This is a genomic window from Exiguobacterium sp. s146, assembly GCF_018618415.1.
Taxonomy (GTDB): Bacteria; Bacillota; Bacilli; order Exiguobacteriales; family Exiguobacteriaceae; genus Exiguobacterium.
Genome location: NZ_JACSMA010000003.1, coordinates 292025 through 318822, shown reverse-complemented (window position 1 = coordinate 318822; position 26798 = coordinate 292025). Strand labels below are relative to the sequence as shown.

The following is a 26798-nucleotide window of genomic DNA, read 5'->3' as shown; positions in this document are numbered from 1 at the left end:
ATATAGCTCTTGAAAATGACGAAGCTTGCGCTTCATTCAAAAATTGTAAAACTTATTTTTGCCTCATCGTTCAGTTTTCAAAGTTCGTCTGCCGCTCTTAGCGACTCATTTATAATAGCACCTGCTTTCTCTTTCGTCAACTATAAAAATAAAATATTTTAAAAGAATAAAAAAACAGTGTGCTCCTTCTAAGCACTATATAGAAGGAACACACTATTGATTATTGAAATGCGATGATTCGTACTTCGTCTAAGCGAGTTAAATCATACGTTTCTTGCGTCGGTTCGGATACGACAATCGGTTGTTCGACACTCGGTGTGTAGTGATGAATCTTCCCACGAACCCCACTACTCAGCAAAACGGTTCGTCCGACTTCATAAAAGCCGAGCAGCGTAGCTAAAAGCGTTAGCGCTTCTCCATCGTACGCTTCATTTTGCCACATATAGAAGTAAGCTTCTTCCGGAGTCAGTGCAGCTCGGAATGTTCGCGGTGCCGTCAACTGACAAAAACGATCGGCCACGATAAACAGAGGCGAGGCCGGATGAAGCGCGCGCTCTTCGAGACGATTGGGGAAACCCGACCCATCGAGTCGCTCATGATGTTCTGCCACTAACTTACCGACACGTTGCCGCAATGTCCGATCTTCAGGTAACATCGCCATCGATACGAGTGGATGTTGATACAGAAGCTCACGTTCCATTTTTGTGAAATAACGCATATGTGACCATTTGCGAATTTTAGCGTAACTGGCATCGGCAAAATAAGAAGCGATTCCATAGTCGAACTGAAGCCGGTGTTCATCTCCCCGATATTTCGATAACGTTTTTGCGACGAGGGCCCGATAAATCGCATGATGAATCACGTGATTCTTTCGTAGCGGCTGTTTCGTGAAAAACGTGACGATTGCTGACAGAGGGTAGTCGTGGCGAAACAACTGATGAATAAATTCAAGAGCCTCATATGGGTTCGGAGCAATCCGCTCTTCCCATTGATTATAGTGACGTTCATACTGGAGAATCTTATCGCACAAATCTCGTTCTTCTTCATGTGTAAAGGGACGTCGTTCTACTGGAGCGACTTCAATCGCCTCGACTTTCAAAAAGCGAAGCAAACGTAAATGTTCGTTCGTTAGCCTAATTCCCGCCTCTAATGAAGACACCGACGTTAAAAGCGTCATACCTACGTGAACGTTTGAAATAGCGAGTCGCATGCTCATCCCTCCTCATCGTATGAAAACAGGTCGAACGGAAGCTCCGTTCGACCTGTTTCGCCTTATTCGGTCACTTCAGACGATAGGTCGGTTTCTGGTGCTTCACCATCAAATCCATTCTCCATCTCATCTGCTGATTCCTCTTCTAGCTCATCTTTTTTCAATTTTGCAATTGTAGCCAAACGATCGCCGTCTTCGATGTTCATCACTTTCACACCGCGTGTACTGCGACCCATTTGCGAAATCGTCTGTGAATCGATTCGGATGGCGACACCGAGCTCGGTCATGAGCATAATATCGTCGTCTTCATCCACGACTCGCATACCGACGACGGTGCCGCGGTCAGTCTTGATTCCGATAATCCCAGAACCGCCTCGACCTTGTGTGCGGAATTGCTCCATCGCCGTTCGTTTGCCATAGCCTTTTTCCGTGATAATCAATACATCCTGCGTCGGACGGACGATTTCCATCGAAACGACTTGATCGTCGTCCTTCTTCAGACGAATCGCACGGACACCTCGGGCGGTACGGCCCATCGAACGGACTTCGCTCGCCAGCGGGAAGCGAATCGACATCCCTTCGCGCGTCACGATCAACATCTCGTCATCGCTCTTCGCAAGACGGACAGTAACCAACTCGTCCGTATCATTCAAGCTGATGGCACGAAGTCCGTTTTTATTGATGCGGGCGTAAGCCGAAAGCGGTGAGCGTTTAACGAGTCCTTGCTTCGTGATAAACACGAGCGACAACTGCTCGTCTGCCACTTCTGCTTCCGAGTCTTCAGTTCCATCTTCGACGATGGCTTTGTCTGCCAAGTAGCTATTGAAGTCGACGGGAATCATCGTCTCCACTTTCTCGCCTTTATCGACTTGTAGCAAGTTGATGATCGGCATCCCTTTCGCAGTCCGGCTCATCTCTGGGATTTCATACCCTTTCAAGCGGAAGACGCGACCGAAGTTCGTGAAGAACAGAATCGTATCATGCGTCGAAGCTGACAAGAGACGTAACACGAAGTCCTCGTCGTTCGTCCCCATCCCTTGCTTGCCTCGTCCGCCTCGGCGTTGCGTGCGATACGAGTCGCTCGGGATTGATTTGATATAGCCTTCGCTCGTGAGCGTGATCATCATGTCGCGAACTGGAATCAAGTCTTCATCTTCGAGCTCGATGATGTCCGTACGGATGACTGTCCGACGTGCATCACCATAACGCTCTTTGATTTCTGTCAACTCGTTGCGAATGATTTGAAGCAAGAGTTCCTCGTCGCCTAAGATGGCGCGCAACTCTTCAATCAAGGCGCGAATCTCGCGATACTCGCCCTCAATCTTCTCACGCTCGAGTCCTGTCAAACGTTGGAGACGCATGTCAAGAATGGCTTGCGTCTGATCGATTGACAACCCGAAACGGGCGATCAATTTTTCACGGGCCTCGTCACCGGTCCGCGTGCTGCGGATGATGGCAATGACTTCGTCCAAGTGATCGAGGGCGACGCGTAATCCTTCGAGGATATGTGCGCGAGCCTCCGCCTTGTCGAGATCAAACTGCGTCCGACGACGGACGACTTCTTTTTGGTGCTCGATGTAGTAATAAATCGCTTGCTTCAAGTTGAGCGTCTTCGGTCGTCCCCCTACGAGGGCGAGCATGTTGACACCAAACGTCGTTTGCATTGGCGTTTGTTTATACAGGTTGTTCAAAATGACACTCGCATTCGCGTCGCGGCGCACTTCGATGACGACACGCATCCCGTTACGGTCCGACTCGTCGCGAAGATCAGTGATCCCTTCGATTTTCTTGTCGCGTACTAAATCGGCAATTTTTTCGACGAGGCGCGCTTTGTTCACTTGATATGGGATTTCGTGGACAAGAATGCGTTCACGACCATTTTTCAACACTTCGATTTCAGCTTTGGCCCGCATCGTGATTGATCCACGACCCGTCTCATAGGCGCGGCGAATTCCGCTGCGTCCTAAGATTTCACCAGCTGTTGGGAAGTCAGGTCCCGGGATGTACTGCATCAACTCGGAGATCGTGATATCTGGGTTATGCGTCAACGCGAGCACCCCGTCAATCACTTCGTTCAAGTTATGCGGAGGTACGTTCGTGGCCATCCCGACCGCGATTCCGCTCGTCCCGTTGACCAAGAAGTTCGGGAACCGGGCTGGCATGACGACCGGTTCTTTTTCTTCTCCGTCAAAGTTCGGTTGGTAATCAATCGTGTTTTTACCGATATCGCGTACGAGTTCCATAGCGATTTTCGACATACGTGCTTCTGTATAACGCATCGCTGCCGCTGAGTCGCCATCGACCGATCCGAAGTTTCCGTGACCATCGACGAGCTCATAGCGATAACTGAAATCTTGCGCCATACGAACCATCGTCTCGTAAACAGCAGAGTCACCGTGCGGGTGATACTTACCGATTACGTCACCGACCACACGGGCCGATTTCTTATGCGGCTTGTCGGCACGGATGCCAAGTTCGTTCATCGCATACAGGATCCGACGGTGAACCGGTTTCAGACCGTCTCGTACGTCTGGGAGGGCACGTGACACGATAACGCTCATCGCATAGTCCATGAACGAGGTGCGCATCTCTTGGCTAATATTTATATCCTTGATATTTTCTTGTTCTGCCATTCGTTATTGCCTACCCTTCTTTTTAAATATCGAGGTTTTTCACGTAATGCGCATGTGATTGGATGAAATCACGTCGCGGCTCGACATTGTCACCCATGAGCGTCTCAAAGATCTCATCCGCCTCAATGGCGTCTTGAAGGTCGACACGAAGCATCGAGCGTGTCTCTGGATTCATCGTCGTGCTCCACAGTTGTTCAGGATCCATCTCACCTAGACCTTTGTAACGCTGTACGCTGTAACGAGCATTTTCCGGAAGCTGTTTAATCGCCTCTTGCAGTTCACGTTCATTTTGCACGTATGTGACTTCTTTCCCGTGCTTCAAGCCGTAAAGTGGCGGTTGCGCGATATACACATATCCACTCTCGACGAGCGGACGCATGTAGCGGTAGAAGAACGTCAAGAGCAGTGTGCGAATGTGAGCTCCATCGACGTCGGCATCGGTCATGATAATCAACTTATGATAACGAGCCTTCCCGAGATCAAACTCCTCTGCAATCCCAGTCCCGAGTGCTGTAATAATCGTCCGGACTTCTTGGTTGGCTAAAATTTTATCGAGTCGTGCTTTTTCGACGTTGATGATTTTACCTCGGATTGGCAAAATCGCTTGGAAGTGACGATCACGGCCTGATTTCGCTGAACCACCGGCCGAGTCACCCTCAACGATGTACAATTCAGACTTCGATGCATCTTTCGATGAACAGTCGGCTAGTTTCCCAGGTAATGAACTGACTTCAAGGATCCCTTTACGGCGTGTCATCTCACGAGCGCGTTTCGCTGCGAGACGGGCACGGGCCGCCATCAACCCTTTGTCGACGATCAATCGACCGACAGACGGGTTTTCGAGCAAGAATTGCTCGAACGTGTCCGTGAAGAGCGAGTCTGTGGCTGTACGCGCATCGGCGTTACCGAGTTTCGTCTTCGTCTGCCCTTCGAACTGTGGTGACGGGTGTTTGACCGAGACGATTGCCGTCAATCCTTCACGGACATCATCCCCTGACAAGCTGCCGTCAGCCTCTTTCATGAGACCGAAGCGTTTTGCATAGTCGTTGATTGAACGCGTGAGCGCCGTTTTGAATCCGGTCTCGTGCGTCCCCCCCTCGTGGGTCGGGATGTTGTTCGTGAAGGAATAGATGTTGCTCGCAAATCCTTCGTTGTACTGAAGCGCAATCTCGACTTCAATTCCATCCTTCGTGCCATGTACGTAGACAGGCTCGTCGTGGATTGAGGCTTTCGAGCGGTTCAAATGTTCAACGTATGACTTGATTCCGCCCTCGTAATGATAGTTGCGTTCAATCGTCTCATCGCTGCGCTCGTCTTTAGCGACGATGCGAAGTCCTTTGTTCAAGAAGGCAAGTTCGCGCAGACGTGTAGCGAGTAAATCAAAGTCATATTCGAGCGTCTCTTCAAAGATGTCACCATCTGGGAAGAAACGGACAGTCGTACCGGTTGTATCGGTCGTACCGACGATTTCAAGTTCGCCTTGTGGCACACCGCGTTTGAATGACTGGTAGTAGACGTTGCCGTTACGACGGACGAACACTTCAAGCTTCGTCGACAACGCGTTGACGACCGAGGCCCCTACACCGTGCAAACCACCTGACACTTTGTATCCGCCACCGCCAAATTTACCTCCGGCATGAAGGACAGTGAAGATGACTTCGACAGCAGGGCGTCCCGTTTTCTTTTGAACGTCGACAGGAATCCCGCGTCCGTTATCTTCGACAACGATCGAGTTGCCTGGCTCTACTGTCACGGTAATTGTGTCACAGTGTCCAGCGAGCGCTTCGTCAATCGAGTTGTCGACGATTTCCCATACCAAGTGGTGGAGTCCTCGTGAGCTCGTTGAACCGATATACATCCCCGGGCGTTTACGAACGGCTTCTAACCCTTCAAGCACTTGAATCTGATCAGCACCATAATCTTGCATTTGTTTTTCGTTTTCGTTACTCATCGGTTTTGTTCACCTACTATACATGAATTGGTGTTCCTATGGATTGGTCTTGCGTTACACAGATTCCGTTTCAACTTCGCCTTGTTTCACGTGAAACACTTTCGCTTGTTGAATCGTTTCATGAGCAATGCCATCAATATTGGTCGTCGTGATGATGGTTTGGACTTTTTGGCCCATCGTATCGAGCAGATGGGTTTGGCGATGGTCGTCTAATTCAGATAACACGTCATCTAGCAAAAGTAACGGATATTCCCCGACCTCTTCGTGGATCAGTTCAATCTCCGCTAACTTGAGAGACAAAGCCGCTGTACGTTGCTGGCCTTGTGAACCGAACGTTTGGACGTTGCGATTGTTGACATACAATTCAAAGTCATCTCGATGCGGACCAAATAACGTCACGCCTCGTCTTCGTTCGTTCTCTCTTATTTTATCAAACTTTTGACGATACGTTTCAAACATCGCCTCTTTTGGGTAACGTTCTTTTTGGAATGTATCCGATACGTATTGAATCGTCAGTGTCTCCAAGTCACGCGTGATGCCAGAATGGATGGGCCCAGCCCATTTTTCAAGCTGATCGATAAAATGATGACGTCGTGAAACGATTTTCACGGCCAGTTCGATCATTTGATCGGTGAGCACCTCGAGCAGTGTCTCATCCCCGCCTTTGATGGACAGCTGCTTCAATAAGGCGTTCCGTTGCTTCAGCGTCTTCAAATACTGATTCAATTCATGTAAATAGACAGGACTCACTTGGCCGATTTCCATATCTAAAAACCGTCGTCGTCCTTGCGGGCTGCCTTTGACGATGGCGAGGTCTTCGGGTGCGAACAGTACGACGTTAAACGCGCCCACATAGTCGCTGAGGCGGCGTTGTTCAAGATGGTTCAATTTCGCTTTCTTCCCTTTCGGTGAAAAGGTGAGCGACTGAACCGTCTCACCGGTCCGTTTATGAATCCGTCCCTCGACCATCGCCGCATCCGCTTCCCAGCCGATCAGTTCACGGTCTTGCGTCGTCCGATGTGACTTTGCGAGCGCAAGTACGTAAATCGATTCGAGCAGATTCGTTTTCCCTTGGGCATTCTCGCCGATGAGAACGTTCGTCTGTTCTGAAAAATCTAGCTCGAGGGTTTCGTAGTTGCGGTAGTTTTGCAATCGGATCGACTTTAAATGCACGTTAGTTCCCCTCGATTTGGAAATCCCCGAAGCCTTCGACTTCGATTTTGTCCCCGTCCCGTAGTTTCCGTCCGCGACGTTGATCAACCTCACCGTTCACTTTTACTTGAATGTCCTCTAAGAAAAACTTCGCTTGGCCTCCACTTGAAATAATATCAGCCAACTTCAAAAATTGTCCGAGCGTTACATACTCGGTTGTAATCGACACTTTTTTCATGTCGTCACTTCCTTTCTTTCATACTTAGTACAAAAAATCGCCATACTTATTAGTTTATCGAAAAACGTCGAATAAGGCAAAAATGGGGATGACAAGGTGAAACACCTCATCATCCCCGAATCTGCTCAGTCTGACTTAAGACGTGCGGACTGGCAAGATCAACTGTAGGACGCTATCCTGCTCGACCGGACGCAAGATGAACGGACGCATCGAACCCGTGAACTGGATTTCGATTTCTGAAGCATCGAGCGCACGAAGCGCATCCATGACAAATTTCGAGTTGAATGAAATTTTTAACTCTTCTCCTTCGAGCGACAAGATGCTGACGCGTTCTGACACTTTCCCGACTTCTGGAGAATGAGATGAGACTTCAACCGTCGTCGCCTCTTCAGCGACAAACTTGATGACGTTATTCCGGTCAGCACGTGCAAGCAATGACGCACGATCGATGGCCTGGAGGAAGTCCTTCGCGTTCATACGGACAGCTGTCCGGTATTCTTCCGGAATCAAGCGTGATGTATCTGGGTATGCCCCGTCGAGTAGACGCGAGAAGAACGAGATGTTTTTCAAACGGAACAAGATTTGTTGGTCCGTCAACACGATTTCGACTGGCAACTCTTCCCGATCAAGCAATTTTGCGAGTTCGTTCAATGAACGGCCCGGGACGACGACGTTTTGGAACGTCAAATCGTTGTCGGTCTCAAACCGTGCCCGGCGAAGTGCCAGACGGTGGCTATCCGTGGCGACACACGTCAAAAATCCTTTTTCAGCCGAGAAGTTAACCCCTGTCAAAACAGGACGTGTCTCTTGTGCCGAAACAGCGAAGCTCGTTTGACGGATAATCGTCTTCAAGAGATCGGCCGGCAAGTAGAAACGGCGTTCGCTTGATAGTTCAGGCAGGCGTGGGTACTCATCTGGATCGAGTCCGTTCAAATGGAACTCGGCTTGTCCCGATTCGATTCGTGTCATGAAGTTCGGAGACACTTCGAGTGTCACTTCATTCGTCGGCAACTTTTTAACAATCTCACCGAGGAAACGTGCATTGAGCACGACGCTACCGGCTCGTTGAATTTGAATGAGTTCGATTCCGCCTTCTTCAATCGGGATTAAGCGTTCGATTGAAATTTCCGTATCGCTACCTGTTAGTGTCAACCCATCGGCATGGGCTTCAAGCTTTAATCCTGTGAGGATTGGAATCGTTGTTCGGGAAGCAACAGCTTTTGATACATCTTGTACGGCTTGCATGAATACGTCTCGCTGAATCGTTAAATGCATGTGGATAATTCCTCCTAAGTGAACTGAGTCATATAGTTAATAATAATAGTATTATTTAAGTCATAATAGTAATAAGGGCTGTGGATACTGGGGATAAGTCACTTTAACCACTCGTATTGAGCCATTCTGCCTGTGAATAACTTGTGGATAACTATGTGGGTTTATCCACAGGATATCCACAGCGAAACGGAGGCGTTTATAACAATGCCTTCTTCAACGTCTGAATCGTCTCTTGCATCTCCGGATCGTGTTTGAGCAGCGTACTAATTTTCTCATGGGCGTGAATCACGGTCGTGTGATCGCGTCCTCCGAACTCTTCCCCGATTTTAGGAAGCGAGCTTTCCGTCATCTCACGCGATAGGTACATCGCGATTTGACGTGGGAATGCGAGCGTCTTCGTCCGTTTCTTCGCTTTCAGTTCATCGACTTCAATATTGAAGTGACGCCCCACGATTTCTTGAATGTCCCGAATGACGATTTTCTTCGCTTCTTGGACCGGCATGATGTTGTGCAACGCTTCAGCAGCGACATCCGGATCAATCGGACGACCGACGAGTTTGGCGTAGGCCACGACGCGCGTCAATGCCCCTTCGAGTTCACGGATGTTCGTGTCGATTTGATTGGCGATATACAACATGACATCGTTCGCGATATCAAGCCCTTCTGCCGTCGCTTTCTTACGTAAGATGGCGATTCGCGTTTCGAGGTCAGGCGGTGTGATGTCTGTGATAAGACCCCATTCGAACCGCGAACGAAGACGATCTTCGAGCGTCGGAATCTCTTTAGGCGGTCGGTCACTTGAGATCACAATCTGTTTCTGATCGTTATGAAGCGCATTGAACGTGTGGAAAAACTCTTCCTGTGTCTGTTCTTTCCCAGCTAGGAACTGAATGTCATCAATTAAGAGAACATCGATATTCCGATAGCGGTTACGGAATTCTTCGGTCTTATTGTCACGAATCGAGTTGATGAACTCATTCGTGAACTTTTCAGATGATACGTAAGCGATACGTGCGCCAGGCTTCTGCCCTTTCACATAATGACCAATCGCATGCATCAAATGCGTCTTGCCGAGCCCGACTCCTCCATAAATGAAGAGCGGATTGTAGGCACGCGCCGGAGCTTCTGCCACGGCGAGCGAGGCTGCGTGAGCAAATCGGTTCCCCGACCCGATGACAAACGTCTCAAAAATGTACTTGTCATTCAACTGTCCAAGGTTCCCTTCCTCTTTTGGAAGTACTGGAAGTGGCTGTTCTTTCATTTCTGTGGCAGCAATCGTCTCTTTCGATCCATCCGCAGGTGCATACTTGTGTGCTTGTGATTCCTCGATGAAATGAATCTCAAGTTTGTTGTTCGTCACTTCTTCAATCGTATCTTGTAACAATGACAAGTACTGACGCTCAAGCCAAGTCACGATGAAACTGGCTGGCGCGGACACGACGAGTGTCGTCCCCATCAACGAAATTCCTTCTGTTGATTTCAACCACATATCAAAGCTGGCTTTTGGTGTTCGTTCCTCTTCTTCAATCAGAGATAAAACATTTCTCCAAATCTCGCGAGCATTCTTCAATGAAAGACCTCCTTTACTCACATGTTGGCGAAACTTATTCACACGATATACACATACACTATTCTATAGTAGATACTAGGGTTATCCCCAGAGAACAAAAACTGTGGATAACGTTATCCACATGGTGTTGATGTTGGGGATAACAGTTATCCACAGCCTGTGTATATCTTGGAATTGCTAAAAGTTCATCCACAAGTTTGTGCACATTCAGTTTATCAAAATAAAATAGACGTGGCAACGGTTTTCGATATTTATCCACAGACCGCAAAAAGAATCCACAGGTAGTTATCCACATGCTGTGTATAGTGTGGATAAACTGTGGATATGTTGTGGATAATTAGAAGTGAGGAAACAGAGAGACAGAAAAGTTATATACAAAAGAGGAAGAAGGAATTGTGAAGAATATTTTTTTAAGAGAAGAAAATGAAAAATTGAAAATCGGACTCATAAAATTGTTGAAAAAAAGAGGAGTTATTCACATATAAGTGTGGATAACTTTCGGGATATGTGGATAAAATGGCTTTAGACAGCTATTTGTAAAAAAGTCACTGGCGGATTGTTAAATCTCGGTGTTACTGATTGCTCTCGTTTCTTCAAATTCATGCCAATACGAGGCGATCGTCCCCTCCCCGCTCGAAGGATTTCACTCCAATTGAAAACCTGGCGAAAACTCATTGACAATCTAGACAACAGTTTATATAATCTTAAAGACTGCCTTAAATGAAACTATAACTTGCTAATAGAGCGTTAACCTTGAGGAGGTGCTTTAACAATGAAACCAACTTTCAACCCTAACAATCGTAAGCGTAAGAAAGTCCACGGATTCCGTGCACGCATGGCGACTAAAAACGGCCGCAACATTCTTGCAGCTCGCCGTCGTAAAGGCCGCAAAGCCTTGACTGTCTAATACAGATCACGAGATTGCCCGAGGAATCCTCCTTGGGCAATTTTTTTGTATCGTCACACAACTCACACAATCGACTTGAAAAAACTGATTCTCCCTCGTTGAAACGAATGGGATATGGTATGATGTTAGTTGACGATTTTTGAAGTGAAGGATGGAGTGAGAATTTTGAAAAAAGAATACCGCCTGCAAAAGAATGAAGAGTTCCAAGCGGTGTTTCGTGAAGGACGCTCCGTGGCCAATCGTCAGTTTGTCGTCTACACACAGAAAGCGGATCAAGCGCACTTCCGGGTCGGACTTTCGGTCAGCAAAAAGCTGGGGAATGCCGTGGAACGAAACCGGATGAAACGATTGATGCGTGAATCGCTTCGCTTGCTCGAACCGAACGTGGCTCCGCACAATTATGTCATCATTGCGCGCAAACCAGCGACGTCGCTGACACAAGATGAAGTGACGGAAAGCTTGAAACATGCATTCAAACGGGCTAAAGTTTGGAAGCAGAGACAAGTCGATCGATCATAACAATCCGAGCTCGTTCTTTCATATATAACGCGAACTAATTAGGATTGACCGATAGACGTGTGATGGAACAAAAGAATCGATAAAGAAAGCGTAGGAGGAACTATGAGCAAAAAGCTAAAATTAGGATTGTTGGCCGTCATGACCGGCGTCATCATGTTGATGGCTGGCTGTGTCGACCCATCGACAATCCAAGGTGAGCCAATTACGGCTGAGACAGAAGGCTTCTGGTCGAAATACTTTGTTTGGCCATTGGCATGGTTATTGAAAGAAGCGGCCTACTTGATCGGTGGGACGTGGCAGTACGGTTACTCGATTATCGTCGCAACGATTATCGTCCGCCTCTTGATTTTACCGCTTATGATCAAGCAGACGAAGAGTATGGGTGCGATGCAAGTGTTGCAGCCAGAGATGCTCAAGCTGCGTGAGAAATACAGCTCGAAAGACCAAGAGACGCAACGCAAACTGCAAGAAGAAATGATGAAGATGTATCAAGAGTACCAAATCAACCCGCTCGCGGGCTGCTTGCCAATCTTGATTCAAATGCCGATTTTGTTCGCGTTCTACGATGCGATCCGTCGGACACCTGAAATCTTCGAAGCGCAGTTCCTCTGGTTCGACCTCGGGGCACCAGATCCAACGTTCATCTTGCCGATTCTCGCGGCAATCTTGACGTATGCACAACAAAAAATCTCAATGGCGGGCCAAGAACAGAACCCGCAATTGAAAATGATGCTCTACATCTTCCCAGTGATGATCTTCGTCATGTCGATCACGCTTCCAGCCGCCCTTTCGATGTACTGGGTCGTCGGTTACATCATCTCGATTATCGTGACGATGGCAATCATGCTTCCGATGCGCGAGAAGATGAAAGTCCAAGCTGAAGCGAAAATCGCGGCGAAAGAAGCAGAACGTGCCGCCCTCGCAGAAGAAGAGAAAAAGACAAAAAAGAAAAAACGTAAATAAATGTTAAGGCTGTGGATAACCAATCCACAGCCTTTTTTGTCGTTCGAGATGAATTGAACCGAAATCTGGGAATAATCCAAGTAGTGGTCAACATCGTCGAATCAGAAAGGGGTCTTTCAGATGGAGACGCTCATCAAACGATTGGAGCGGTCGACGTTCATTCAAGCGGCGCTCTACGTGGTGATCGGGTTACTCATCATCTTGTATCCACGGGTCTTTTTTGATGCGATTGTCTATTTGGTCGCAGCTTATCTTGCCATCATCGGTCTCGTCGCCATCGTTCAAGGATTGCGACAGAAACGGGACGGTCTCCCAGCCGGCTTCTTTATGGGCATCATCTATATCTTGATTGCTTTGATCGTCTTTTTCTTCGCTGAAACGTTGGCCAGTCTGCTCCCGATTTTTATCGGCGTCCTGTTCTTGTTCGGGGGCATCATCCGGTTGATTCAAGCCGTCGGATTTCGCCGGACCATCGCCAATCGGTGGATGTATTTCATGCTGAGCAGCCTATTATGGATTGGAATCGGGCTACTCATGTTGGCGAACCCGTTTGACAGCCTGCTCGTCTTGTTCCAATTGTTCGGCGGTTTTCTCATCGCTGTCGGGATAGTCGAATGGATTCTTTACTTCACGCTCCGCTCCTCGAGACGTCAGCGAGCATAAATGAAAGCCGCTCACATTAGGAGCGGCTTTTTTCGCGTGCGACGAGGCTTTCGAAAAACGGACGAATCACTTCGAACGCAACGGTCGTCTCGAAGAAGGGGCGTTCGGCCTCGAGACGGGTGACATACCAACGCGCGGCTGTCGCGTGATGGCTCGGGGTCAATGAATCGTAGAACGAATCGAGCTCGATTCGCTGCCGGGCGGCCACGTCTTTCAATCCGAGTGCGGCCCGCTCCGGTTCATGATGGGCAGCGAGCGCGTAAGCGAAATGGCTCATCCCTTGCCGAAGCATCTCGACCGCCCAAATGGCATTGCCTCGGTCGCGTGTTTTCGTATATTGGAAAAAGAACCAAATCGCATCGAACACGTGTCCGCTCAAGTCTGGGGCCGATAAAGCGAGCGAGCTCGCGTGATGTTGGAGCCGATGTTCTGGATCGTGCAGCACCGTGATTGTGTCTTGATGGTTCAGCGTGTCCGCTGTCACCGTGAAGAAGTCGAGATGCAAGAAATCATCATAGACGACGATTAGTTGAGGGGCCACGATGTTGATTTCGTCCTCGAGTAGAATCGGGCGATAGGTGGTCAAGTGGTCACGGCGGCGGGATAAGAATGTCTCCAGTTTCTCCGGAGCGACCATGACGTATAAGTCGACGTCAGAATATGCGTCGCCTTCTCCGCGTCCGAATGATCCTTTCAAAAAAATCGCTTGAACGTCAGTGTCGGTCCGTAAGCTTTCGGTCAGTGCGGTCATCGCGTCGTATTGTCGCATTTTATCCCATCCTCTTTGGAAATTTATTCCTTTATTGTACTAAAGTAATTCTCTGAAATGCAAGCGTGGCTCGAGAGGTCGGACGCTTTCGTTCGAGACAAATATCGTGTATAGTAGGTGCGTTATGCATAAGATAGAGGAAGTAGTAAGAAGTATGGGAGGGAAAGATGATGCTAGAGTTTGACACGATTACGGCGATTTCGACGCCGATGGGTGAAGGGGCAATCGGAATCGTCCGCTTGTCCGGTGACCGCGCCGTCGAGACGGTGGCCCGTGTGTTTTCTGGAAAAGATTTGACGGAAGTGGAATCACATACGATCCATTACGGAAAATTGAAACGTCCTGGCACGGACGAGGTCGTCGATGAAGTCATGGTGAGCATCATGCGCGCACCGAAGACGTTCACGCGAGAAGACGTCGTCGAAATCAATTGCCACGGGGGAATCGTTGCGGTCAATCGTGTCCTCGAACTGATTCTTGAACAACCGGACATCCGCTTGGCAGAACCGGGCGAGTTCACGAAACGCGCCTTTTTGAACGGACGGATCGACTTGTCGCAAGCCGAGGCCGTCATGGATTTGATTCGTGCCAAAACGGATCGGGCCATGAATGTCGCCATGTCACAGATGGAAGGACGTTTGTCACGGCTCGTCCGCGAGTTGCGTCAACTGTTGCTTGAGACGATTGCGGCCGTCGAGGTCAATATCGACTATCCGGAATACGACGCCGAAGAGATGACACAAGCCATCGTCGAAGACAAGGCGGGTGAAGTCAAACGTGTGCTCGAGCAGTTGCTTGAGACGGCGCGACAAGGCAAGATTTTACGTGAAGGGCTCGCGACGGCGATTATCGGTCGGCCGAACGTCGGCAAATCTTCGCTCATGAACACGCTCGTGCAAGAGACGAAAGCAATCGTTACGGAAATTGCCGGAACGACGCGCGATACGATTGAAGAGTATGTGAACGTCAAAGGCGTTCCGCTCAAATTGATTGATACGGCAGGGATTCGAGAGACGGAAGATATCGTCGAACGGATCGGTGTCGAGAAATCGCGCAAAGCGCTCATGGGCGCTGACTTGATTTTGCTCGTCTTAAACGGGCATGAAGGTTTGACTGTCGAGGATGAGGCCTTATTCGAGGCGATCGCTGGTATGAACGCCATCGTCATCATCAATAAGACGGACTTGCCACAAAACATGGATTCTTCTAAGCTGGAGAAACTAGCGGCAGGTCGCCCGATTGTGGCGACGTCTCTCTTATTAGAAGAGGGAATCGACGCATTGGAGAAGGCGATTTCGAACTTGTTCTTCGCTAAAGGCGTCGAATCACAGGATATGACATATATCTCGAACGCACGACACATTCAACTCATCAAACGGACGATTGAACAAATCGAGGAGGCGCTCGGAAGTGCCGCCATGAATTTACCGATTGATATGGTCCAAATCGATTTACGACGGGCGTGGGATACGCTCGGTGAAATCAACGGGGACACCGTTCAAGAAAGTTTGATTGATCAACTCTTTTCACAGTTTTGTCTTGGGAAATAATAAGGAGGAACAACTATGGCTTACACGGCAGGCGAGTTTGATGTCATCGTCATCGGAGCCGGTCATGCGGGCATCGAGGCCGCACTGGCTTCGGCGCGCATGGGCGCGAAAACGGCGATGCTCACGATGAATCCGGATATGGTCGGATTCATGTACTGCAACCCATCGATTGGTGGTCCCGCGAAAGGGATCGTCGTTCGCGAAATCGACGCCCTCGGCGGCGAAATGGCGAAAGCGATCGATGCGACGTACATTCAAATGAAGATGCTCAACACATCGAAAGGTCCAGCGGTGCGTGCATTACGGGCGCAAGCAGATAAATTCCAATACCAAAACCATATGAAGAAAGTGCTCGAGGACGAACCGAACCTATTGCTTCGTCAAGCGCTCGTCGAACGACTTCTCATCGAAGATGGGAAAGTCGCCGGCGTCGTCACGAATACCGGTTCGGAATATCGCTCGAAAGCGGTCATCGTCACGACCGGTACATTCATGCGCGGACAAATCATCATCGGTGAATTGTCGTATGAGAGCGGTCCGAACAACCAGATGCCTTCGGTCGAATTGTCGAAGCATTTAGAAGAACTCGGGCTCGAACTCGTCCGTTTCAAAACGGGGACACCGCCACGCATCGACGGGAAGACGATCGATTACTCGAAGACGGAGATTCAACCAGGGGACGACAATCCGTCGCTCTTCTCATACACGTCGACGGATCTCAACCCGATCGAGCAAATCCCGTGCTGGCTCACGTATACGAGTGAGCGGACGCACCAGTTGATTGATGAGAACTTGCATCGTTCGCCGATGTATTCGGGTGCTATCAAAGGGACAGGCCCGCGTTATTGCCCATCGATTGAAGATAAAGTCGTCCGGTTCAACGATAAACCGCGTCATCAAATCTTCCTCGAGCCAGAAGGTCGCGACACGGAAGAAATCTATGTCCAAGGTTTCTCGACGAGTATGCCGGAAGACGTTCAGCATCAAATGCTCCGCACGATTCCAGGGCTTGAGAACTCAGAGATGATGCGTCCGGGTTATGCGATCGAATACGATGCGGTCGTACCGACACAACTTTGGCCGACGCTCGAGACGAAGACGGTCGAGGGACTGTTCACGGCGGGTCAAATCAACGGAACGAGCGGCTACGAAGAAGCGGCCGGACAAGGCATCATGGCTGGAATCAACGCCGCCTGTAAAGTGCTCGGCAAAGACCCGGTCATCTTGGACCGCTCACAGGCGTATATCGGTGTCTTGATTGACGACCTCGTGACGAAAGGGACGAACGAGCCGTACCGCTTGCTCACATCGCGCGCCGAGTATCGGTTGCTCTTGCGTCACGATAATGCGGACCTTCGTTTGAGCGACATCGGCCATGAAGTCGGCCTATTGTCACCAGAGCGTCATGTTCATCTTGAAGACAAACGTGTCGCCATCGCGGCAGAGGTGAAACGTCTCAACGGACTCGTCATCAAACCGTCAGCGGACGTGAACGCGATCCTCGAAGAAGTCGGGGCGAACCCGCTCAAAGAAGCGACACACGCCAGTACGCTCTTGAAACGTCCTGAAGTGACGTACGCGACGCTCGCTCGTTTTGCACCGGCACCAATCGAAGTGCCATTCGAAGTGGCCGAGCAAGTCGAGATTCAAGTGAAATACGAAGGGTACATCTCGAAGCAACTCGAGCAAGTCGAGAAAATGCGTCGGATGGAAGAAAAACGGATTCCGGAGAAGCTCGATTACGATGCAATCGGTGGTCTGGCGACGGAAGCGAAACAAAAACTAAAACAAGTTCGTCCGCTCTCGATTGGACAAGCGTCACGTATTTCCGGGGTAAACCCGGCGGACGTCTCGATCCTGTTGGTCTATATCGAGCAAGGACAATACGCGACAGTGGAGTGAAACGATGAACCAATCCCAATTTATTGAGGCGTTGCAGGCAGAAGGATTCGAATTGAGCGAGAAACAACTCGCTCAGTTCGAACTGTATTTCGAGATGCTCGTCGAGTGGAACGAGAAGATGAATTTGACGGCCATCACAGACAAGGAAGAAGTGTATTTGAAGCATTTCTATGACTCGCTCAGTGCGGCGTTCCATTTCGATTTCTCAAACGTCGAAACCGTCTGTGACGTCGGTGCCGGGGCTGGATTCCCGAGCTTGCCGCTCAAAATCCTCTTCCCGCATCTCCACGTGACGATTATCGACTCGCTCAACAAGCGAATCACGTTCTTGAACGAACTCGCTCTCGCGCTCGGGTTAGAAGGTGTGGCGTTCCATCACGGACGCGCCGAAGAGTTTGGAAAAAATAAAAAATTTCGTGAGCAATTTGATGTCGTAACCGCCCGTGCGGTTGCCCGAATGACGGTGCTCGCCGAGTACTGTTTACCGCTCGCAAAAGTCGGTGGAACGTTCGTAGCGCTCAAAGCAGCGAAGGTTTCCGACGAACTTGTCGATGCGAAAAACGCCTTGGCCGTGCTCGGTGGGAAAGTAAAAACGACACACCAGTTCCTATTGCCAGGAGAGATGAGTGAGCGTAATATCGTAGTTGTAGATAAATTACGAAAAACGCCTGGGAAATATCCACGTAAAGCGGGTACCCCGGCGAAAGAGCCGCTAATCTGAGCAATAGTGTTTCACGTGAAACTAAAAGCAGATTCCGGTAGTGGAATCTGCTTATTTTTTACATAGAGGGGTGCCGACGTTGAAGAAAACATTTGCTAAACTGTTCGGAAGTCGTCCAGAAGTGGCGGTTACAGAAATCGCAGAAGTCAAACCGAATGATGCGGTCCAAGAAATCCCGTTATCGTTGCTTCTCCCGAACCGTTATCAACCGCGTAAAGTATTCGAGCCGGCTAAAATTGAAGAATTGGCCGTCACGATTGACGAGCATGGTCTCTTGCAGCCGATCGTCGTTCGCAAAGCGGACGGGGACCGTTACGAGATTATCGCTGGGGAACGTCGCTTCCGGGCCGCCAAGTCGCTCGGTTGGTCTGTCATTCCGGCCATCGTCCGGGACATGGATGACGATACGACCGCTGCGTTGGCTTTGATTGAGAACTTGCAGCGGGAACAGCTCAGTCCGATCGAAGAGGCGGAGGCGTATGATCGTCTGCTGGCCATGAACGGCATGACACAAGCCGCGCTTGCGAAGAGTCTTGGGAAAAGCCAGTCGACAATCGCCAATAAACTCCGGTTATTGAAGTTGCCGAATGACGTCAAGCAATGTTTGCGTGACCGCCAAATCAATGAACGTCACGCTCGGGCGCTCTTGCCGCTCAAAGAGGAAGGACTGCAACTCCAAGTCTTGCTAGAAATCTTGGAACAGGACTTTAACGTCAAAGAAACGGAAGAGCGTGTCGCCTTCTTGACGACACCGATTGAAGAAGAAAAGCGGAAACCGAAAAAACAACGCCGTCGGACGAAAAGTTTTGCGCGTGACACGCGCATCGCCCTCAATACAATCCGGGATTCCGTCAGTTTGATCGGCAAAACCGGCATTGAAGTCCAGACCGAGGAAGTCGAAGAAGACGAATTTGTTGAGATTCGGATTCGAATCCCGAAAGCACGGCCACAAAAGTGAGCCTGTGCTTTTTTTGTAGCAATCAGGCAGATGGAATGGAGGAAGCATGATGGAACGGTTACCGATTAAACACATTCGCCCGAACCCGAACCAGCCCCGCAAACAGTTCGAACCCGAAAAGCTAGACGAACTCCGGCAGTCGATTGAACGGTATGGCGTGTTGCAACCGATTGTCGTTCGCAAAGCGAGTGGGTTTTATGAAATCATCGCCGGGGAACGCCGCTTTCAAGCCGCGCAGTTGGCCGGCAAGACGGATATCCCGGCGTTGATCGTCACGGCCGATTCGGACCGCGTCATGGAGCTTGCCTTGATTGAGAACATTCAACGGGCCGACTTAAACGCGATCGAAGAGGCGCTCGCCTACGAACAGTTAATGCAGACGCTCGGATTGACCCAGCAACAGCTGGCCGAACGCGTCGGCAAGAGTCGGAGCCATGTCACGAACAGCCTGAGACTGCTCCGGTTGCCGAGCGCGGTCCAGCATGCGGTCATGGTCGGCGAGCTGACGATGGGCCACGCCCGTGCCATCACAGGGATGAAATCCATTCAGGCGATGGAACAGATTGCGCGTCGTGTCATCGCCGAGCAATGGACGGTCCGCCGGCTCGAACGTTATTTACAAAAAGAACGCATCGAAAAAAAGACGCTCAAACGCTCGAACGCCGACGTCGAAGCCGTCGAGGCGGTACTAGCGGAACGTCTTCAAATGGATGTATCGATTCGCCCGCGTCGAAAAGGGGGCGTCCTCGAGCTGAAGTATTTCTCACAGGACGATTTAGAGCATCTGTTGACGCTCCTTTCGCCTCAAGATTTCGATTCGTCGCGGGATTGACGAAGCCGGGTGATGGCCGCCTCTTCTTGATGGAGCCGTCCGATGCGTACGTCGAACTCGACGAACCCGTCGGTGATGAAACGAGCCAGCTCATAGACGAGGTGGAGACGCGTATTTTGCAAAATCATCATCTCCATGAAGCCGCTCACGTTGACGACGGCTTTGATGTTATACTCGCCGACCGAAGGGAGCTCTTTTTGGACACCGGCACCGGGCGCGAGCGGTCCTTCTGAGAAGAAGATATAGCCGACACTCGACAAGCGACCGAGACAAGCGTCGATGGCGATGATGAGCGGACGATGGAACCGTGTCTGAATCTCATGGAGCGTCTCGACGAGATTTAGCGCATGGACCGGTTTCGTCAACGTCCCGTAGACATAGATATTGCGGACGAAGCGTTCTTCAAGGAATGTGCCGACGAGCGGTCCGAGCGAGTCGCCGGTAGAACGGTCAGAGCCGATGCACACGAGGACGATCGGACGATGTGTCTCTTGCGCCAACTGCTCGTGCAGTTGATCGGCAAAGAGCTTGGATCCACTCCGTTCGGTATGTTCGATGAAGAAAGAGTATGGTTTATGAGGTTTTAGGCGAAACGGCATGAATCTCATCCTCTCTTCTAAGCTGCCTGCGTCTAGTTGCAATTGCGGAATGAAACCGTATTATCCCATTCCCGGAACACCGAAACTTATAACGTCCGGATGTAGGGTTTGAGAAAAGTCGTCAATTATGGTTTGATGGGTTAGAAATCTATAATGCTAGAGGTGACTACATGGCTTCACAAAATACAGATACAAACTTAAGCACGGTGGCCGATGAAACGATGGATAGTGTCAATCGCTTCGTCGCCTATTTCCAGGATACGGAGATGTGGATCGGTCTCGGCATCAAATTGACCGGTGTCGCACTTATCATCTTGGCCATTTATGTGGCGTCACGTATTTTGACGTCAATGGTACAACGCGTGTTCGCCCTGCGTAAAATTAAAGAGCACGATATTGTGACGCAACGACAAAATGAGACGCTGTCAAAATTGGCCCAAAACACGATTCGCTATGTGCTCGGTCTGATCATGATTTTGACGGTGCTCGGACAGTTCGGCGTCAATATCGCCGGTTTGATCGCATCGGCTGGGGTCGCCGGTCTGGCCATCTCGTTCGGCGCGCAAAACTTGGTGAAGGACGTCATCACCGGCGCCTTTATCATCTTCGAGAACCAATATAAGAACGGGGATTACGTCAATTTAAATCAACAAGTCGACGGGACTGTCATCGAAGTCGGGATTCGGACGACGAAGTTGAAAGGGTTGAACGGGCAAGTGACAATCATCCCGAACGGACAAATCATGCAAGTGACGAACTACTCGCTTGAAAACAGCGTCGCGGTCGTCGATATCGGTGTCGCCTATGAAGAAGACATGGCGAAAGTCGAGCAGGCGTTGAAAGAGATTGCGAAGACGGTCGAAGAGAAGTATCACGACTTGTTCATCGAACCAATCACGCTCGCTGGGGTCCAGTCGCTCGGACCGTCGGAAGTCGTCTATCGTCTCATGGCTGAAGTTCCGCCGACGCAACACTTTGCGGCCGGTCGGATTTTGCATAAAGAGTTGAAGGCCGGATTAGATGAGCGCGGAATCGAGATTCCGTATCCGCGGACCGTCATGATGCCGCCAACCACATCGACTAAAGGAGCGCCCGAAAATGCAGGCTAAATCGTATGAGTTGAACGATTTTGTAGAAATGAAGAAACCGCACGCTTGTCAGACGAACCGTTGGCAAGTGACGCGGGTCGGGATGGACATTCGCATCAAGTGTCAAGGATGCGGGGCAAGCGTGCTCATGCCGCGCCGTGACTTTGATAAGCGATTGAAAAAAGTGCTTAAACAAGAGAACGCCGCTGAATAAGTGGCGTTCTTCTCTATGTTGCAACCGTGAGTTGCGGTTTAATCGAGGACTAACTATAATTGTGAAGGATGTGACGGTGTGGTGTACTGAACGTACCCACTCCACAGACGGATCAACATTTCCCGGGAAAGCCGGATGAGGAGGACATACAAGTGGGATTAACAGCAGGAATCGTCGGATTACCGAACGTCGGGAAATCGACATTATTTAACGCCATCACGCAAGCCGGTGTAGAAGCAGCCAACTATCCGTTCGCGACAATCGACCCGAACGTTGGGGTCGTCGAAGTACCGGACGCGCGTCTCGATCGATTGACAGAACTCGTCAAACCGAAGAAGACCGTACCGACCGCATTTGAGTTTACAGATATCGCCGGAATCGTGAAAGGCGCGTCAAAAGGAGAAGGGTTAGGAAACAAATTCCTCGCCAACATCCGTGAAGTCGACGCGATTTGCCAAGTCGTCCGTTGTTTTGAAGACGACAACATCACGCACGTGGCCGGAAAAGTATCGCCGATCGATGACATCACGACGATCAACCTCGAATTGATTTTGGCCGACCTTGAATTGGTCGAGAAACGCATCACGCGCGTCCAAAAAATGGTGAAGTCAAAAGATAAAGGTGCCGCGCAAGAACTCGAAGCGCTTGAAATCGTTCAAGCGATCCTCGAGTCAGAGCGTCCGGCGCGCGTTGCCGAGTTGACAGAAGATCAGCTCGCCATCGTCAAACACTTCCAATTGCTCACGATGAAGCCGATGCTTTACGTCGCGAACGTGAGTGAAGATGAAGTGGCGGATGCCGACCAAAACCCATACGTTCAAGCCGTGCGTGAGCATGCCGCGACGGAAGGGGCGCAAGTGATCGTCATCTGTGCCCGGATCGAAGAAGAGATCTCAGAGCTCGAGCCAGAAGAGCGATTGGAGTTCTTGCAAGACCTCGGCATCGAAGAGTCAGGCCTCGATCAATTGATTCGTGCCGCCTACTCGACGCTCGGTCTCGCCACATACTTCACGGCCGGTGAGAAAGAAGTCCGCGCCTGGACGTTCAAGCAAGGGATGAAGGCCCCGCAATGTGCCGGTGTCATCCACTCTGACTTTGAGCGCGGATTCATCCGGGCCGAAGTCGTCTCGTATGAAGACCTATCGGCTGCCGGCAACATGGCGACGGTCAAAGAGCAAGGCAAGCTTCGCTCAGAAGGAAAAGAATACGTCTTCCAAGATGGCGACGTTGTCACGTTCCGCTTCAACGTGTAAGGCATTTTCCGGAAACGTGTTGTAAAACGAACAGAAGTTTGATAGTATATTATGACGTGAGTAAAACAATTGTTTGCTCCTTGCTCCTACAACCGGTAGGAGCCGTTAGTCCAAGAGGAGGTGAAAGATAATGCGTAAATACGAACTTCTTTACATTATCCGTCCATCAGTTGATGAGGAAGCTAAGAAAGCTTTAATCGAACGCTTCAACAACGTCATCACTGAAAACGGTGGTACTGTTGATAAAACAACAGACATGGGTAAACGTCGTCTCGCTTACGAAATTAACAAGATGCGCGAAGGACACTACGTTCTTCTCAACATCACTGCTGAGCCTAAAGCGATTCAAGAAACAGAGCGTCTCATGAAGATCTCTGATGACGTTGTCCGTCAAATGACAACTAAAGACGAGCGTTAATTCTTAACGCTTCATATTGCGAAAGGGGAGCTTTGAGATGATTAACCGAGTTGTGTTAGTTGGTCGATTGACACGCGATCCAGAAATGCGTTACACGCAGAGCGGGATTGCCGTAACTCGCTTTACTCTCGCTTGCGATCGTCCATTCACTGGACAAGATGGGAAGCGCGAGGCGGACTTTATTGATTGTGTCGTTTGGCGCAAACAAGCAGAGAACGTGGCACAATATTTGAAAAAAGGCAGCATGGCCGGTGTAGACGGTCGCCTTCAAATCAGTAGTTACGAAGGTCAAGATGGCCAACGTCGTTACCGGGCAGAAGTCGTAGCCGATAGCGTACGCTTCCTTGAACCACGCGGTGCCTCAGGGCAACGTGATACAGCACCGGCTGGAGATGTCTTCGGTGGTGGTGAGTCAAGTGGGTCAGGATGGGGCGCAGCCTCTTCTTCGACTTCATCTCAGTCCTCGAACTCAAACAAAGGTTTTGAAGCCGATCCGTTCTCGGGTGGCGGAAAAATCGACTTATCGGATGACGATCTACCATTCTGATCGCGCCGATTCGAAACTAAACTAAAAAGGAGGTCTTCACATGGCACGTCGTCCAGGAGGTCGTCGTCGTCGTAAAGTATGTTTCTTTACGTCGAACAACATCACTCATATCGATTATAAAGACGTAGAATTGCTCAAACGCTTCGTTTCGGAGCGTGGTAAAATTCTTCCACGTCGTGTGACTGGTACTTCAGCGAAATACCAACGTCCACTTACTGTCGCTATCAAGCGTTCACGTCAAATGGCTTTGCTTCCATACGTTGCAGAGTAATTTTTGACAGACGGCTTATCCCTCGGGATAAGTCGTTTTTTGTTTTTAGAGCCGATGTAGGAGTGTAAGTGAAACGGACGGATATGGTATGATAGAGCAGAAACCATTTAGATCTCATGGGTGGCGCACCACTCATTTTAGGAGGCACACATGCACAGTGGTGAAGCAATAACATCAGTGAAGAACCAGTACGCGCGTCACGCGATTCCATATGTGATTGGGATGCTCGTTGCGTTAGGATTGGCGTTCTACAGCATTGTGGCGGCAATCACCCTGTTCGTGGGCACGCTGATCTTTTTCATCTATCAGCAAGTGACGATTCGACGAGAGCGGAAGGCATGGGAACAGTATGTCCATTCTTTGTCGCATCGGATTGAGGAGGTCGGCAAAGAGGCACTCACCGGCATGCCGATCGGGATTCTCGTATTCGACGAAGCACGTCGCATCAGCTGGTTCAATGAACAGTCTCGGCTCATCTTCGAGCTCGAGATGGAACTCGGCATCCCGCTCGATTCGATTCACTCGGCATTCACCGAGCTGGTCGAGGAAGAAGAGGACGAGGCGACGATTGAAGTCGGGGACCGCGTGTATCGCGTCCTTTACAATCAGGAATATCAGACGCTTTATTTGTTTGATATGACGGACGAGGCAGAGATTGAACAAAAATACTCGGAAACGCAAACCGTGATTGGCGTCTTGTATTTAGATAACTATGACGAGATGTCGACCGCCGTCGATGAGCAAGTTCGAAGCGAAATCAATCGACGTGTCACCGTCCTCCTGAACCAATGGGCACAGAAATATCACATCTATATGCGCCGGACGGCGGCGGACCGCTTCTTCCTCGTCATGAACGAACGGACGCTCTCCGAGCTCGAGAACAATCGCTTCTCGATTCTCGACGAGGTGCGCGAGGCGACGAAAGAGCATAAAATCCCGCTCACACTCTCCATCGGCATCGGCTGCGGAGAGACGACGTTGACGGAACTCGGGAACTTGTCGCAATCGAGTCTCGATTTAGGGCTCGGGCGCGGCGGGGACCAAGTCGTCGTCAAACGTCATAACGGGAAAGTCCGCTTTTTCGGCGGCAAGACGAACCCGACCGAGAAACGGACCCGGGTGCGGGCTCGCGTCATCTCGAACTCGATGCGTGACTTGATTCGTGAGTCGAGTCGCGTCCTCATCATGGGTCATAAAAACCCAGATATGGACTCACTCGGCGCCTCGATTGGCATCATGAAACTGGCTGAATTCGTCGGACGCGAAGCGTACGTCGTCATTCCGGCCGGTGAGACGAGTGTCGGCATTCAACGGCTCGTCCATGAAGTCGAGAACGATGAAGACCTGTATAGCCGTTTCTTGACGGAGTTTGAAGCTCAGCCGCTCATCGACGAGCAGACGCTCCTTGTCGTCGTCGATACGCACCGGCCGTCGCTCGTCATCTCGCGTGACATTTTGGACCGGGCGGAACAGGTCGTCGTCATCGATCACCATCGTCGCGGCGAAGAGTTCATCGAGGACCCGGTCCTCGTCTATATGGAGCCGTACGCCTCCTCGACGTGTGAACTCGTGACCGAGCTGATCGAGTATCAAGCCGGCACGCGCAAACTGTCGATTTTAGAGGCGACGTCGCTCCTCGCGGGCATCATGGTCGATACAAAAGGGTTTACCTTGAGGACGGGGTCACGGACGTTCGACGCTGCTTCCTTCCTTCGGATTCAAGGGGCGGACACCGTGCTCGTCCAGCATTTCATGCGTCAAGACCTCGATTCCTACATCGAGCAGTCACGCATCCTCGAGAATACAGAAATCTATTCCGATGGCATGGCCATCGCCGTCGCTACGGACGACGAGGCGCATCATCAAGTGTTGATTGCCCAATCGGCTGATCAACTCCTCAACATGGAGGGTGTCAAAGCGTCGTTCGTCATCGCGATCTTGCCAGACGGTCGGACCGGTATCAGTGCCCGTTCGCTCGGCGACGTCAACGTTCAAGTCATCATGGAGATGCTCGACGGGGGCGGCCATTTGACGAACGCGGCGACGCAATTGGATGTGAGCCGGGAACAGGCGAAGACGTTATTACAAGAAGCGATTGATCATTATATGACAGATGAAACAGAGGGAGAGGATTCTGAATGAAAGTCATTTTAAAAGTAGATGTAAAAGGTCAAGGGAAAGCAGGTGACGTCAAAGACGTCGCGGATGCGTATGCGAAGAACGTACTCTTCAAAAAGAACTTGGCAGTTGAAGCGACACCGGGCAACTTGAAGGCTTTTGCCGCGAAGGAGCGACGCGCTGAAGAAGCGGCCGAAGAGGAATTGAAGCAAGCCCAACAGTTGAAGGACAAGCTTGAAAAAGAGACGATCGTCGTCAAGACGAAGTCGGGCGAAGGCGGTCGCGTCTTCGGATCGGTCACGAGCAAACAAATCGGTGAAGCGCTCAAGGCGATGGGCTATAAGATCGACAAGCGCAAAATCGAGCTCGAGCATCCGATCAAGGCACTCGGATTCACAAAAGTGCCGGTGAAGTTGCATCACGACGTCACGGCCACGTTAAACGTTCATGTTCAAGAAGCGTGAAGGTGAGGTAGAC

26 protein-coding genes are annotated in these 26798 nt (G+C 50.2%); 17 read left to right on the top strand and 9 right to left on the bottom strand.

Features of this window, described 5'->3' with window-relative positions:
* Positions 1–220 precede the first annotated feature (220 nt).
* The 7 genes from KNP83_RS12120 to dnaA form a co-directional block, all read right to left on the bottom strand.
* On the bottom strand, positions 221–1210 hold the full coding sequence (locus tag KNP83_RS12120; RefSeq protein ID WP_214762686.1) for an HD-GYP domain-containing protein: 990 nt from the start codon (positions 1208–1210) through the stop codon (positions 221–223).
* A gap of 62 nt (positions 1211–1272) precedes the next feature.
* A complete protein-coding gene (gene gyrA / locus KNP83_RS12115) occupies positions 1273–3843 on the bottom strand; it encodes a DNA gyrase subunit A (RefSeq protein WP_214762685.1) in 2571 nt (856 codons plus the stop codon).
* A gap of 22 nt (positions 3844–3865) precedes the next feature.
* Complete coding sequence (gyrB, locus tag KNP83_RS12110) at positions 3866–5794, bottom strand: DNA topoisomerase (ATP-hydrolyzing) subunit B (protein ID WP_214762684.1); 1929 nt, start codon at positions 5792–5794, stop codon at positions 3866–3868.
* 54 nt (positions 5795–5848) lie between these two features.
* Complete coding sequence (gene recF, locus KNP83_RS12105; protein WP_021067844.1) at positions 5849–6967, bottom strand: DNA replication/repair protein RecF; 1119 nt, start codon at positions 6965–6967, stop codon at positions 5849–5851.
* Position 6968: 1 nt separating this feature from the next.
* On the bottom strand, positions 6969–7184 hold the full coding sequence (gene yaaA / locus KNP83_RS12100; protein WP_214762683.1) for a S4 domain-containing protein YaaA: 216 nt from the start codon (positions 7182–7184) through the stop codon (positions 6969–6971).
* Positions 7185–7319: 135 nt separating this feature from the next.
* The gene (gene dnaN, locus KNP83_RS12095; RefSeq protein WP_131434333.1) at positions 7320–8459 is read right to left on the bottom strand and encodes a DNA polymerase III subunit beta; all 1140 of its coding nucleotides are present in this window, start codon (positions 8457–8459) and stop codon (positions 7320–7322) included.
* A 196-nt stretch (positions 8460–8655) separates the two neighbouring features.
* Positions 8656–10029, bottom strand: coding sequence for a chromosomal replication initiator protein DnaA (dnaA, locus tag KNP83_RS12090; protein ID WP_214762682.1), 1374 nt, complete (start codon positions 10027–10029; stop codon positions 8656–8658).
* A gap of 772 nt (positions 10030–10801) precedes the next feature.
* Between dnaA and rpmH the strand changes: the two genes are divergently transcribed.
* From rpmH to KNP83_RS12070, 4 genes are all read left to right on the top strand, one after another.
* On the top strand, positions 10802–10936 hold the full coding sequence (rpmH, locus tag KNP83_RS12085; protein ID WP_015880216.1) for a 50S ribosomal protein L34: 135 nt from the start codon (positions 10802–10804) through the stop codon (positions 10934–10936).
* A gap of 165 nt (positions 10937–11101) precedes the next feature.
* Positions 11102–11455: a ribonuclease P protein component gene (gene rnpA / locus KNP83_RS12080; protein WP_021067848.1), complete on the top strand. Its 354-nt coding sequence runs from the start codon at positions 11102–11104 to the stop codon at positions 11453–11455.
* Between the two features lie 102 nt (positions 11456–11557).
* On the top strand, positions 11558–12418 hold the full coding sequence (yidC, locus tag KNP83_RS12075; RefSeq protein WP_114165092.1) for a membrane protein insertase YidC: 861 nt from the start codon (positions 11558–11560) through the stop codon (positions 12416–12418).
* A gap of 120 nt (positions 12419–12538) precedes the next feature.
* A complete protein-coding gene (locus KNP83_RS12070) occupies positions 12539–13081 on the top strand; it encodes an HdeD family acid-resistance protein (RefSeq protein WP_214762681.1) in 543 nt (180 codons plus the stop codon).
* A 16-nt stretch (positions 13082–13097) separates the two neighbouring features.
* Here the strand turns inward: KNP83_RS12070 and KNP83_RS12065 are convergent, their stop codons facing one another.
* Entirely contained in the window at positions 13098–13850 is a 753-nt protein-coding gene (locus KNP83_RS12065) for a nucleotidyltransferase domain-containing protein (RefSeq protein ID WP_214762680.1), read from the bottom strand.
* Between the two features lie 170 nt (positions 13851–14020).
* On the opposite strand from KNP83_RS12065, the gene mnmE reads away from it, so the two are divergent.
* The 5 genes from mnmE (at position 14021) to KNP83_RS12040 (ending at position 19813) form a co-directional block, all read left to right on the top strand.
* On the top strand, positions 14021–15400 hold the full coding sequence (gene mnmE, locus KNP83_RS12060) for a tRNA uridine-5-carboxymethylaminomethyl(34) synthesis GTPase MnmE (RefSeq protein WP_214762679.1): 1380 nt from the start codon (positions 14021–14023) through the stop codon (positions 15398–15400).
* A 15-nt stretch (positions 15401–15415) separates the two neighbouring features.
* The gene (mnmG, locus tag KNP83_RS12055; protein WP_214762678.1) at positions 15416–17302 is read left to right on the top strand and encodes a tRNA uridine-5-carboxymethylaminomethyl(34) synthesis enzyme MnmG; all 1887 of its coding nucleotides are present in this window, start codon (positions 15416–15418) and stop codon (positions 17300–17302) included.
* 4 nt (positions 17303–17306) lie between these two features.
* On the top strand, positions 17307–18023 hold the full coding sequence (rsmG, locus tag KNP83_RS12050) for a 16S rRNA (guanine(527)-N(7))-methyltransferase RsmG (RefSeq protein ID WP_214762677.1): 717 nt from the start codon (positions 17307–17309) through the stop codon (positions 18021–18023).
* Between the two features lie 79 nt (positions 18024–18102).
* Positions 18103–18981 (top strand): nucleoid occlusion protein, encoded by an 879-nt coding sequence (gene noc, locus KNP83_RS12045; protein WP_214762676.1) that lies wholly within the window; start codon positions 18103–18105, stop codon positions 18979–18981.
* A 49-nt stretch (positions 18982–19030) separates the two neighbouring features.
* Positions 19031–19813, top strand: a complete 783-nt coding sequence (locus tag KNP83_RS12040; protein ID WP_214762675.1) for a ParB/RepB/Spo0J family partition protein — start codon at positions 19031–19033, stop codon at positions 19811–19813.
* Here the strand turns inward: KNP83_RS12040 and yyaC are convergent.
* Entirely contained in the window at positions 19786–20412 is a 627-nt protein-coding gene (gene yyaC / locus KNP83_RS12035; protein WP_214762674.1) for a spore protease YyaC, read from the bottom strand. The genes KNP83_RS12040 and yyaC overlap by 28 nt on opposite strands.
* A 170-nt stretch (positions 20413–20582) precedes the next feature.
* Between yyaC and KNP83_RS12030 the strand changes: the two genes are divergently transcribed.
* The 8 genes from KNP83_RS12030 (at position 20583) to rplI (ending at position 26785) form a co-directional block, all read left to right on the top strand.
* A complete protein-coding gene (locus KNP83_RS12030) occupies positions 20583–21521 on the top strand; it encodes a mechanosensitive ion channel family protein (protein ID WP_214762673.1) in 939 nt (312 codons plus the stop codon).
* Positions 21511–21714 (top strand): DUF951 domain-containing protein, encoded by a 204-nt coding sequence (locus tag KNP83_RS12025; protein ID WP_016509068.1) that lies wholly within the window; start codon positions 21511–21513, stop codon positions 21712–21714. Before KNP83_RS12030 ends, KNP83_RS12025 begins: the two co-directional genes overlap by 11 nt.
* A gap of 152 nt (positions 21715–21866) precedes the next feature.
* Positions 21867–22967, top strand: coding sequence for a redox-regulated ATPase YchF (gene ychF / locus KNP83_RS12020; protein ID WP_214762672.1), 1101 nt, complete (start codon positions 21867–21869; stop codon positions 22965–22967).
* A 130-nt stretch (positions 22968–23097) separates the two neighbouring features.
* Complete coding sequence (gene rpsF, locus KNP83_RS12015) at positions 23098–23385, top strand: 30S ribosomal protein S6 (RefSeq protein ID WP_021067861.1); 288 nt, start codon at positions 23098–23100, stop codon at positions 23383–23385.
* A gap of 37 nt (positions 23386–23422) precedes the next feature.
* The gene (ssb, locus tag KNP83_RS12010; protein ID WP_214762671.1) at positions 23423–23932 is read left to right on the top strand and encodes a single-stranded DNA-binding protein; all 510 of its coding nucleotides are present in this window, start codon (positions 23423–23425) and stop codon (positions 23930–23932) included.
* Positions 23933–23972: 40 nt separating this feature from the next.
* The gene (gene rpsR, locus KNP83_RS12005) at positions 23973–24203 is read left to right on the top strand and encodes a 30S ribosomal protein S18 (protein ID WP_015880232.1); all 231 of its coding nucleotides are present in this window, start codon (positions 23973–23975) and stop codon (positions 24201–24203) included.
* Between the two features lie 150 nt (positions 24204–24353).
* Positions 24354–26345: a DHH family phosphoesterase gene (locus tag KNP83_RS12000; protein WP_214762670.1), complete on the top strand. Its 1992-nt coding sequence runs from the start codon at positions 24354–24356 to the stop codon at positions 26343–26345.
* Complete coding sequence (gene rplI / locus KNP83_RS11995; RefSeq protein ID WP_214762669.1) at positions 26342–26785, top strand: 50S ribosomal protein L9; 444 nt, start codon at positions 26342–26344, stop codon at positions 26783–26785. Before KNP83_RS12000 ends, rplI begins: the two co-directional genes overlap by 4 nt.
* Positions 26786–26798: the final 13 nt, after the last annotated feature.